Below are 9167 nucleotides of genomic sequence, written 5' to 3'. Positions count from 1 at the left end.
CGCATTGAGTGCAGCCGTCTGGGCGGCGGCTGAAGCCGTGGTTGCCTCGGCCACAGCCTGCTCTGCGGCGCGCAGTTCGTTGCGTGAAGCGGCGGCAGCCTGTTTGGCATCGGACCAGCGCACATACAGAAGCGCCGCCTGAAGGGCGCGGATTTCGGCGCTGATCTTTTTGTATTTTTCGGCCTGACGGGCTTCGCGCTTCAGGCGGTTGAGCGTGGATTCCAGCTCCTTGCCGATGTCGTCGAGGCGGTCGAGATTGGCCTCGGCGGCTTTGAGGCGCAGTTCGGCCTCGTGGCGGCGGGTGTGCAGACCAGAAACCCCGCCAGCTTCCTCAAGGATGCGACGACGGTTCTGCGGCTTGGCCGCGATCAGTTCGGAAATCTGCCCCTGACGCACCAGCGCCGGAGAGTTGGCCCCCGTAGAGGCATCGGCGAACAGCAGCTGGACGTCACGCGCCCGCACTTCCTTGCCGTTGATACGATAGGTCGAACCACGCCCGCGCTCGATCTTGCGCGAGACTTCCAGCACGGCTTCGTCGGTGAAGGGCTGGGGCGCGCGACGCAGGGCGTTGTCGATGGTCAGGGTGACTTCGGCGTGGTTGCGCGGGGGCCTACCCGCCGCACCCGCAAAGATCACATCCTCCATGCCCTGACCGCGCATGGCCTTGGCCGAGTTGGCCCCCATGACCCAGCGCAGGCTTTCCAGCACATTCGACTTGCCGCAGCCGTTCGGTCCCACGATCCCCGTCAGTCCAGGTTCGATCTGGACCTCGGCGGGATCGACAAAGGACTTGAAGCCCGAAAGTCGAAGGCGCTGGAAATGCATCGCTCGGGTTTAGCGCACCAGAGGCTGGATCGCCGCGACCATGCCTTGCAGCGAATGGTCTTCGACGCGACGGCCATTCACGAACAACGACGGCGTCGAGTCGACACCTGCGGCCAAAGCGGCGCTCGTATCGCGGGCCAGGCCTTCGCCGGTCGCGGGCAAACGCATGCAGGTTTGGAGCTCTTGCTCGGTACGTCCCGTGGTGCCGATCGCCGAGTACAGCCAATTTTGTACCCCGCCCGAAGCAAAAGCCGAGGCTTGATTGGCCATTAGCTGGCTGGCCATATCAAAGAACTTGCTTGGGGCTGCACAGCGGCCAAGGGCGGCAGCAGCGTTTGCTACCTGAAGCGGCGGGGTCGGCAGATCACGGAAGATCAGCTTGGCCTTGCCGGTGTCGATGTAGCGGGCTTTGAGTTCCGGCAGCACCGTGTTGGCAAAGTCTGCACAGTGCGAGCAGGTGAAGCTGGCGTACTCGATAATGGTGATCGGGGCATCGGCGCGGCCCAGCACACGGTCGCTGGGCAGGGATGCCGGAACCGACACGACAGCCGGAGCTTGCCGTGCCGGAGCGGTGGAACGAGTGGGCGACATATCTGTCATCGCCGATGCACTGCCCGCTACGGCCGTAGCCATCGCAAACGCGGTCAGAAGAGGGATAAAACGCCCACCCATATCCATTCGTCCTTACTTGGCTAGTTCTGCGTCGACGGCAGCCGAAAGGCTGCTGAGCGACGAGTCTACGATCTTCTGATCATTGACGTAGAAGGCGGGCGTGCCGCTCACGCCTTTTTCGATACCGGCGCGGATGCGCTTCTCGAGAGCAGCCAGCGCGTCCTTGTCGTTCAGGCAGGTTTCGATCTCTGCTGCCGACATGCCGGCACCTTGTGCGATGCGGTTCAGGCTCTGGCGCGGCGGAACGCCGGCAGCCCATTCTTGTTGCGAGGCCATGATGGCATGCACGACGTCGAAGTATTTGTCGTTACCGGCACAACGGGCCAGCATGAAACCGGCGGCAGCAATGTCTTGCGGCGGGGTCGGGAACTCGCGGAAGATGAAGCGGACCTTGTTGGTGTCCACGTATTTGGCCTTGAATTCCGGCCAGACTTCCTGGTTCCAAACGGCGCAGTGACCGCAGGTAACCGACGCGTATTCGACCACGGTGACCTTGGCACCCTCTGCTGCGCCCAGCGCCATATCGCCTTCCGCGGCACCACCGGCCTTGGGCGAGCAACCCGCCATGGCAACCATCGCGCTGAGAGCGGCGGCAGTGATTGCTGCGCGGCGGCTCATAGCCGCAAATTTGTTCTTGGAAGCCATTGGTCGGACCTCAATCCTCAGAAGCTAAGATATGGGAACAGTGGGGGGTGTTGTCCTACACGACACCCAGTTCCGTCTAGATTAAACACGCCGATCTCGCTCGATAACGCTATTTCGCGTGGATGGCGGTTATTTAATCTCCAGTACCATTGCGGCACCATGCGAGAACAGTGGTTGTTCATTGCAAACAGCGCGCTGTTGCGATGTCAACGATACGGGTCCTCGCCTTCGTCCTGCGAACGGGCGAGGGCGGCCTTGCCGAGTTTGGTCAGAGCTTTGCGTAAATGTTCGGGCAGGTCGGCAACCGACGCTTCCAACTCGGCTTCGGCAGCCGGAGCAATCGGCGGCAAGGGTTTGAGCGTGCGAGAGCGCGGGGCCTTGGTCGAGGTGACAAGCGGCTTTACCGGCCCCTGCTGGATGCGGATTTTTTCGATGGCATTGGCACCGAGGTACAGGTTCACCTGCTCGATGATTTCGTGCTGCTGATGCTGGACCAGAAGCGAGGCGGGGCCTACGACGCGCAGTTCCAGAATGCCCGGCGTATTGCCCTTGCCCTTGATGATTTTTAGCGGGCGCGAAACGCGGGCCATGCGCTCGCCGACAATCTCGGCCCAGCGGCCCTCGAGGCTGTTGGCGCTGCGTCCGAATTTGCTGTCCAGTTCCTTGATGAACTTCTGCAGCTTTTGCGAGGCGCGCGGAGGCGGACGCAGCGGCGGCTTGGTCCTTCGCTGTGCGAGGATCTGGCGGGCTTCTTCTTCGGTGGGCAGGGGTCTGCGCGACATGGAACTGTTATAGGCGAAAGTTGGCCGTTTGCCGATGCGAAGAAAGCTGTCCGCTGCGAATAAAGCCGCTATTCAGGCGGGATGAAGCCCTCCGAAATCGCCCGACTGCGTGCTGCCTTGCTCGATTGGTACGATGCCAACGCCCGCGACCTGCCGTGGCGAACTGAGCCGGGCGAGGCAACGCGCACCGATCCTTATCGCGTGTGGATGTCTGAAGTCATGCTGCAACAGACGACGACCGTCCACGCGGCTCCATACTTCCACACCTTTACGAAGCGCTGGCCAACCGTCAGCGACCTGGCGGGAGCGGACGACGCCGATGTGATGGCAGCATGGGCGGGGCTTGGCTATTACGCCCGTGCCCGCAATCTGCTGGCCTGCGCGCGCATGGTCGCCGAGGATTACAACGGCGTGTTTCCCGATACCGAAGAGGCGCTTCTGAAGCTGAAGGGCGTGGGTGCCTATACAGCTGCGGCGGTGGCGGCGATTGCCTTTGGCCGTCCCGCCAATGTGGTCGACGGCAATGTCGAACGCGTCATGAGCCGCCTGTTTGCGGTAAAGAACGAGGTGCCCGCCGCGCGTCCGGAGTTGAAGCGTTTGGCGGGCCTGTTCGTCAGCGACCATCGCCCCAGTGATTGGCCTCAGGCCCTGATGGATCTTGGCGCTCGTATCTGTCGGCCCAAGTCGCCCCTGTGCGAGCAATGCCCGTTGTCGTTTGGCTGTGAAGCCTATGCCGAGGGCGAACCGCAGTCCTATCCGCGCAAGGCCAAAAAGGCCGAGCGCCCGCACCGTCTGGGCCATGCTTTTGTCCTGCGCGATGGCAAGGGCAGGGTGGCTTTGGTCAAGCGCCCCGAGAAAGGACTGCTGGGGGGCATGCTGGGGCTGTTCGGCTCGGAATGGTCTGCTGTTCCTGCCTATGAGCCGCCATTGACAGCGGACTGGGTCGAGGCAGGGACCATCAACCACGTCTTCACCCACTTCTCCCTCGACCTGACGGCGCATGTGGCGACGGGACATGCGGACGATCCATCGTTGATCTGGATAGACGAAGCAGAGGCGCTGAAATCCCTACCGACCGTGTTCAAGAAGGCGCTGGAGCGGGCGCTGGCGTGACAAAGAAAAAGGGCCGCTCCTTTTGGAAGCGGTCCTTGAAGTTTCGGGCGATGCGCCGCCCGCCGTTTGTCCGAGAAAGCTTACTGCATACCGGCGCGGATTTCGGCGCGCAGGCTGTCGATGGGGCGCAGACCCTGATCGGTCTTGAAGCGCCAGTAGGTCCAGCCGTTGCACGCCGGAGCATTTTCCAGCAGGGCACCCAGCTTGTGGATCGAACCCGTCAGTGAACCGGACACCAGCGAGCCGTCGGCGCGGACGCGAGCCTCGTGATCACCCTTGGGGCAATAGAGTTTGTCACCCGGCGACAGCAGACCGGCCTCAACTAGCGCGCCGAACGGAACCTTGGGCTCGGCCTTCTTGGAGCCGGTGACGACAAGGTCTTCTGGATTGGCAGGAATGATCGCGTCGATGCGGGCCTGTGCCAGTTCCGCATAGGTTTCGTCGCGCTCGATACCGATGAAGTGGCGGCCCAGACGCTTGGCAGCCGCACCCGTGGTGCCAGTGCCGAAGAATGGGTCGAGGATCACATCGCCCTGACGGGTCGCCGACAGGATCACTCGGTGCAGCAGGGCTTCCGGCTTTTGGGTCGGGTGGGCCTTGTTGCCGTCGGCATCTTTCAGCCGCTCGCCGCCGGTGCACAGGGCCAGCGTCCAGTCCGAACGCATCTGGGTGTCTTCGTTGAAGACCTTCAGGGCGTCGTAGTTGAAGGTGTAGCGCTTCTGGTCACGCGACTTGGCGGCCCAGATCAGGGTCTCGTGGGCGTTGGTGAAACGCGTGCCCTTGAAGTTGGGCATCGGGTTCGACTTGCGCCAGATGATGTCGTTCAGAACCCAGAAGCCGAGGTCCTGCATCGCCGAGCCGAGACGGAAGATGTTGTGATAGCTGCCGATGACCCACAGCGTGCCGTCGTCTTTCAGCACGCGCTGGCATTCTTTCAACCATTCACGGGTGAAGGCGTCATAGGCGGCGAAGCTGTCGAACTTGTCCCAGTCGTCGTCGACGGCATCAACTTTCGAGTTGTCCGGACGCAGCAGGTCGCCGCCGAGTTGCAGGTTATAGGGCGGGTCGGCAAAGACCATGTCCACCGACTTGTCCGGCAGACCCTTCAAACGCTCGATGCAGTCGCCTCTGAGGATGACGTCGGTTTGAATGTCGGACATGGATTAAGCGGCCCCTGTGGTGTTGAGGGCGCATCGTGAGTCATCGTGGTTAACGCTTGGTAATCAAATCGGTTTTGCGATTCTTTCAAGAGTCAAACGCTGATCTTTGGGACTCTCCAGAGTCCGGTGGATAAGGGTTTTGGCAGATTCCGACTCCGCAAAATTTATTTTTGCAGACCCCGCTTGAGCGCGACTTCACTGCGTTCGCCCATCACCAGTTTGTTAATTTCCTCAAGATCGTCCGCATCGGACACTTCGCACGGCCTCAAGAGGGGGCTATGAGGCCCATATGATCCGTCGTCTTCGTCCCGTTCCGTTTGCCCTTGGCCCCGTCCACTTCGTCGGTATCGGCGGCATTGGCATGAGTGGCATCGCCGAAATCATGCTGAAAATCGGCTATCAGGTGCAGGGCTCTGACGCCAAGGCCAGCGCCAATACCGAGCGCCTCGAAAAGCTGGGTGCCCGCATCTACATCGGCCACGACGCTGCCCACATCACCGAGGGTGTGGCGGCGGTCGTCTATTCGACCGCCGTTAAGGCCGAGAACCCCGAGATGGTCGAGGCGCGCGAGCGCCGCATTCCGGTAGTACGTCGTGCAGAGATGCTGGCCGAGCTGATGCGTCTGCAGTTCTCGATTGGTGTCGGTGGTACCCACGGCAAGACGACGACGACCTCGATGGTCGCGGCGCTGCTGGATGCCGGCAACCTTGATCCGACCGTTGTGAACGGCGGCATCATCAACGCCTATGGTACCAACGCCAAGGTCGGCGACGGTGACTGGATTGTCGTCGAGGCCGACGAGTCCGATGGCTCGTTCCTTCGCCTGAAATGTACCGTGGCGATGATCACCAACATCGATCCGGAGCATCTGGATCATTACGGTGACTTTGACGCGGTGAAGAAGGCCTTCCGCGATTTTATCGAGGATACGCCCTTCTATGGTTTCGGCGTGGTCTGCCTTGATCACCCCGAAGTTCAGAAGCTGGCGGCCCAGATCGTTAACCGCCGCCTGATCACCTATGGCCTCAATCCGCAGGCCATGGTCCGCGCCGAGAATGTGCAGATGGATCCGGACGGCTCGACCTTCGACGTCGTGATCCGCGCTTCGCATGCCAGCGATGAAGACACCCGTATCGACGGCGTGCGTCTGCCGATGGCGGGCTGGCACAATGTGTCGAACGCACTGGCGGCCATCTCGGTCGCCCGTGAAGTCGGCGTTGACGATGATGGCATCCGTACGGGCCTTGCCAATTTTGGCGGTGTGAAGCGTCGCTTCACCACCACGGGCTTTGCCCACGGTGTACGTATCATTGACGACTATGGCCACCACCCGGTCGAAATCGCTGCGGTCCTCAAAGCCGCCCGGCAAGTGGTGCAAAACGCCGACCAATCGGGGCGAGTGATCGCTGTGGTACAGCCGCACCGTTACACCCGCCTGCGCGATCTGATGTCGGACTTCTCGACCTGCTTCATGGATGCCGACAGCGTTCTGGTCGCCGACGTGTATCCGGCCGGCGAGCAGCCGATCGAGGGCGTGGACAAACACGCTCTGGTCAGCGGCATCAAACAGTTCGGCCATCGCCACGTCGCGGCTCTTGAAAGTGCCGATGCACTGGCCAAGGTCATCCGCGAAGAAGCCAAGGAAGGCGATCTGGTCGTCTGCCTCGGCGCGGGCGACATCACGGCTTGGGCCTATGCCCTGCCTGAACAGTTGGAAGCGCTGGCCTAAACACCGCGGGCGACGGTCAGGCGAGGTATCGCAGGATCAAACTGCCCAGAAAATAGCACATGAAGCCGGTCATAGTGACGGCGGTCACGAAGGCTGCCAGCCAGTTGAGCCTCAGTTCAATCCGTTGTTTGTCCGCGCCCGTCACCTGACCGGTGCGGACTTTTTTCATGTCACGCTCCATGTAGGTGAACAGAGCGATCATGCCGCCGATCAGCGGCAGCCAGATGATGACGATGGTGGCCAAAGACGCTGCTGAAGCGCGACCCGAACTATAGCGGGCAATAAAGCGGTGAATGGCCTCCTGATGGCCCAAAGGCAGATAGATGAAGAGCAACAGACCAATGGCCGCGGCATAGAGCAGCGCATAGGCCAGCTTTTCACGAGGACTTGCCTTTAGGGGAAGGGCAGGTTCGGTTTCCTCCGACCACATGGGCGGGATCTTCTCGCCGACGGCGTACTCTCCCGAGCGCTTCCTCGTTTCGACGTGCCAGAACCAGCGATGGCAGCCCGCATGGCAGATCGGCAGGAACACCAGGATCAGGAACACACTGAGCACGGCATTAAACGCCTGCTCGAATGACAGCAGTTGGCCCATGGACTCGGAAAGAAACAGCAGTCCGATAACCAGCGCCAATCCGCCCCATACCGCCGGGATCACGACCATAATCAGGATCAGGATGGTGCGTAGCGGCTCGCGCACAGACGCGAGTAGGCCTTTCCTCTTGCGCGGGGCAGGCGTTAGAGACATCTACGCATTCCCCTTTAGCCCGCAGACGGGCTTGATCGCACCGCGCACGAGAGATTTATGACTGACTGGACCAAGGCTCCCCCGAGCGTACGCGGCAAACTGCTGCTGAACGAAGCGCTGGCGCCTTACACTTGGTTCCGCGTCGGCGGTCCGGCGGATGCCCTGTTCATTCCGGCCGATGAAGACGACCTGATCGACTTCCTGAAAGCACTGCCCGAAGACGTGCCTGTCTATCCGCTGGGCGTTGGCTCGAACGTCATCGTGCGCGATGGTGGCGTGAAGGGTGTCGTCATTCGTCTGGCCGGACGTGCGTGGGGACAGGTGGTTGCTGACGGCATGACCATTACTGCTGGCGCGGGCGCTCTGGATTCCATGGTCGCGCGTGCGTCGGCCAAGGCGGGCATCGCGGGCATGGAGTTTTATGCTGGCATTCCGGGCTCCATCGGCGGTGCGCTGACGATGAATGCGGGCTGCTATGGCTCTGAGACCAAAGACATCCTCGTCTCTGCACGCGGCGTGAACCGCAAGGGCGAAAAGGTGGAGTTGACGGTCGAAGAGTTCGGCTACACCTACCGCCATTCGAATGCTCCGGCCGACATCATCTGGACCGAGGCGACTTATAAAGGCACCGCTGACGAACCGGAGGCGGTTGCCGCCCGTATCGCCGAGATCACCGAGCGTCGCGAAAAGACCCAGCCGATCCGTGAAAAGACCGGCGGCTCGACCTTTAAAAACCCCGAGGGCCATTCCTCGTGGAAGCTGGTCGATGAAGCGGGCTGGCGCGGCAAGCTATTCAAGATGACCGGCGGCGGCGCGAAGTTCAGCGAGCTGCACTCCAACTTCATGATCAACCCGGGCGAGGCCACCGCTGCCGACCTCGAAGGTCTGGGTGAGACCGTCCGTCAGGACGTTTTCTCCAAAACCAACATCCAGCTGAGCTGGGAAATCAAACGCATCGGCCGTCCGGGCTAAGGCGCTTTGGGCCGCACACGCGGGGGATGAAAAACATCCCCCGTTTCATGCACTTTTTTAAGCGTGGCCGGACGCTTCGGGGTCTATCGTTTCCAACCGGTTAACCCTATTGAGGCGATAGGGGGAGGCTAGTCTTCGGATTGTCTCATGCGCGCGCCTCTTGAAACCCTACATGTCGCTGTCCTTATGGGTGGCATCTCGTCGGAACGTGAAGTTTCGCTGACGTCCGGTGCCGGTTGCGCCGACGCGCTGGAGGGGCAGGTCGGCAAGGTCACGCGCGTAGATGCGGGCCGCGATCTGGCTCAGGTCCTCACCGAACTGAAGCCCGATGTCGTTTTCAACGCCCTGCATGGCGCGTGGGGCGAGGACGGTTGCGTTCAAGGCATCCTCGAGACGCTCGGCATTCCCTATACCCACTCGGGCGTGTTGGCCTCCGCGCTGGCGATGGACAAGGACAAGTCCAAGGCTGTGTTGCGCGCAGCAGGTGTGGTCGTCCCGGGCGGCGGTCTTTTTGACCGTCA

10 protein-coding genes are annotated in these 9167 nt (G+C 61.5%); 4 read left to right on the top strand and 6 right to left on the bottom strand.

Going from position 1 to position 9167, the window contains the following annotated elements:
* The 4 genes from OB03_RS13980 to OB03_RS13965 form a co-directional block, all read right to left on the bottom strand.
* Window positions 1-825 (bottom strand): AAA family ATPase (locus tag OB03_RS13980; protein ID WP_461344563.1); only part of this gene is annotated, 825 nt, incomplete at its 3' end.
* 9 nt (window positions 826-834) lie between these two features.
* A complete protein-coding gene (locus tag OB03_RS13975) occupies window positions 835-1416 on the bottom strand; it encodes a thioredoxin domain-containing protein (RefSeq protein WP_461344562.1) in 582 nt (193 codons plus the stop codon).
* Between the two features lie 93 nt (window positions 1417-1509).
* Complete coding sequence (locus OB03_RS13970) at window positions 1510-2142, bottom strand: DsbA family protein (protein WP_461344561.1); 633 nt, start codon at window positions 2140-2142, stop codon at window positions 1510-1512.
* Between the two features lie 206 nt (window positions 2143-2348).
* Complete coding sequence (locus OB03_RS13965; protein WP_242913848.1) at window positions 2349-2924, bottom strand: DUF721 domain-containing protein; 576 nt, start codon at window positions 2922-2924, stop codon at window positions 2349-2351.
* Window positions 2925-3005: 81 nt separating this feature from the next.
* Here OB03_RS13965 and mutY point away from each other — a divergent pair, with 81 nt between their 5' ends.
* Window positions 3006-4037 carry an A/G-specific adenine glycosylase gene (gene mutY, locus OB03_RS13960; protein WP_461344560.1) on the top strand — a complete coding sequence of 344 codons (1032 nt, stop codon included), beginning with the start codon at window positions 3006-3008 and terminating at the stop codon, window positions 4035-4037.
* Window positions 4038-4117: 80 nt separating this feature from the next.
* Here the strand turns inward: mutY and OB03_RS13955 are convergent, their stop codons facing one another.
* Complete coding sequence (locus tag OB03_RS13955) at window positions 4118-5197, bottom strand: DNA methyltransferase (RefSeq protein ID WP_461344559.1); 1080 nt, start codon at window positions 5195-5197, stop codon at window positions 4118-4120.
* 289 nt (window positions 5198-5486) lie between these two features.
* On the opposite strand from OB03_RS13955, the gene murC reads away from it, so the two are divergent.
* A complete protein-coding gene (gene murC / locus OB03_RS13950; protein WP_242913851.1) occupies window positions 5487-6926 on the top strand; it encodes a UDP-N-acetylmuramate--L-alanine ligase in 1440 nt (479 codons plus the stop codon).
* Window positions 6927-6942: 16 nt separating this feature from the next.
* Here the strand turns inward: murC and OB03_RS13945 are convergent, their stop codons facing one another.
* Window positions 6943-7674: a hypothetical protein gene (locus OB03_RS13945; RefSeq protein WP_461344558.1), complete on the bottom strand. Its 732-nt coding sequence runs from the start codon at window positions 7672-7674 to the stop codon at window positions 6943-6945.
* Window positions 7675-7731: 57 nt separating this feature from the next.
* Here OB03_RS13945 and murB point away from each other — a divergent pair, with 57 nt between their 5' ends.
* Both murB and OB03_RS13935 read left to right on the top strand, forming a co-directional pair.
* Window positions 7732-8646 (top strand): UDP-N-acetylmuramate dehydrogenase, encoded by a 915-nt coding sequence (gene murB, locus OB03_RS13940; protein WP_242913853.1) that lies wholly within the window; start codon window positions 7732-7734, stop codon window positions 8644-8646.
* A 147-nt stretch (window positions 8647-8793) separates the two neighbouring features.
* A partial coding sequence (locus tag OB03_RS13935; protein ID WP_461344557.1) for a D-alanine--D-alanine ligase occupies window positions 8794-9167 on the top strand: 374 nt, incomplete at its 3' end.

The organism is Brevundimonas sp. GN22 (assembly GCF_054824005.1).
Note: the sequence above shows the minus strand (reverse complement) of the source record. Positions and strands in the feature narration are given on the sequence as shown.

Coding starts and splice junctions, on each gene's coding strand:
- OB03_RS13975 (WP_461344562.1), bottom strand. CDS start 1,416: ATGTCGCCCACTCGTTCCACCGCTCCGGCACGGCAAGCTCCGGCTGTC.
- OB03_RS13970 (WP_461344561.1), bottom strand. CDS start 2,142: ATGGCTTCCAAGAACAAATTTGCGGCTATGAGCCGCCGCGCAGCAATC.
- OB03_RS13965 (WP_242913848.1), bottom strand. CDS start 2,924: ATGTCGCGCAGACCCCTGCCCACCGAAGAAGAAGCCCGCCAGATCCTC.
- mutY (WP_461344560.1), top strand. CDS start 3,006: ATGAAGCCCTCCGAAATCGCCCGACTGCGTGCTGCCTTGCTCGATTGG.
- OB03_RS13955 (WP_461344559.1), bottom strand. CDS start 5,197: ATGTCCGACATTCAAACCGACGTCATCCTCAGAGGCGACTGCATCGAG.
- murC (WP_242913851.1), top strand. CDS start 5,487: ATGATCCGTCGTCTTCGTCCCGTTCCGTTTGCCCTTGGCCCCGTCCAC.
- OB03_RS13945 (WP_461344558.1), bottom strand. CDS start 7,674: ATGTCTCTAACGCCTGCCCCGCGCAAGAGGAAAGGCCTACTCGCGTCT.
- murB (WP_242913853.1), top strand. CDS start 7,732: ATGACTGACTGGACCAAGGCTCCCCCGAGCGTACGCGGCAAACTGCTG.